The organism is Terriglobus sp. RCC_193 (assembly GCF_041355105.1).
Lineage (GTDB): Bacteria > Acidobacteriota > Terriglobia > Terriglobales > Acidobacteriaceae > Terriglobus.
This window is the reverse complement of sequence record NZ_JBFUPK010000007.1, coordinates 1-1,201: the sequence shown is the minus strand read 5'-3', so window position 1 is coordinate 1,201 and position 1,201 is coordinate 1. Positions and strand designations below refer to the sequence as shown.

At 61.9% G+C, this 1,201-nt stretch carries 1 protein-coding gene; it reads right to left on the bottom strand.

Features of this window, described 5'->3' with window-relative positions:
- Positions 1-1,187: elongation factor Tu (gene tuf / locus AB6729_RS18060; RefSeq protein ID WP_371083050.1), on the bottom strand; the 1,187-nt coding region annotated here is incomplete at its 3' end.
- Between the last annotated feature and the right edge of the window lie 14 nt (positions 1,188-1,201).

The window sequence follows — 1,201 nt, the reverse complement described above, 5'->3', positions numbered from 1 at the left end:
TACTTGACGATTTCGGCGATGGCGCCAGCGCCGACGGTGCGACCGCCTTCGCGGATGGCGAAGCGGAGACCCTTTTCCATGGCCACCGGGGTGTGCAGCGTGATCTCAAGGTTCACGTTGTCGCCCGGCATCACCATCTCGGTGCCTTCCGGCAGCTTCGCCGATCCGGTCACGTCCGTGGTGCGGAAGTAGAACTGGGGACGGTAGCCGTTGAAGAACGGGGTGTGACGGCCGCCCTCTTCCTTCGACAGAACGTACACTTCGCCCTTGAACACGGTGTGCGGCGTGATCGATCCCGGCTTCGCCAGAACCATGCCGCGCTCCACGTCGTCCTTCGCCGTACCGCGCAGCAACAGACCCGCGTTGTCACCGGCAAGACCCTCGTCCAGCTGCTTCTTGAACATTTCCACGCCGGTCACGGTCGTCGCCTGCGTATCGCGGAAGCCCACGATCTGCGCCGGTTCGCCCACCTTGATGCGGCCACGCTCGATACGGCCCGTGACCACGGTGCCACGGCCCGAGATCGAGAAGATGTCTTCGATCGGCATCAGGAACGGCAGGTCGACCAGGCGGTCCGGCTGGGGAACGTTGTCGTCCACGGCCTGCATCAGCTCGTCGATCTTCGCTTCCCACTGAGCTTCGCCATTCAGCGCGCCCAGGGCCGAGCCACGGATGACAGGAACGTCATCGCCCGGGAACTCGTACTTGCTGAGCAGCTCGCGAACTTCCATCTCCACCAGGTCGATCAGTTCGGGGTCTTCCACGGCGTCGCACTTGTTCAGGAACACAACGATGTACGGCACGCCAACCTGGCGAGCGAGCAGAACGTGCTCCTTCGTCTGGGGCATCGGGCCGTCCGTCGCTGCAACCACCAGGATCGCGCCGTCCATCTGCGCTGCGCCCGTGATCATGTTCTTGATGTAATCGGCGTGGCCCGGGCAGTCCACGTGGGCATAGTGACGGTTCGCCGTCTCGTACTCCACGTGCGAGGTCGAGATCGTGATACCGCGCTCGCGCTCTTCCGGGGCGTTGTCAATCGTGTCGAACGAACGGAAGCTGTTCTTCGGGTTATGCTTCGACAACACCTTCGTGATCGCCGCGGTCAACGTCGTCTTGCCGTGATCAATATGACCAATCGTCCCAACGTTTACATGCGGCTTACTACGATCAAATTTTTCCTTCGCCATTGCTCTCTTGCTCC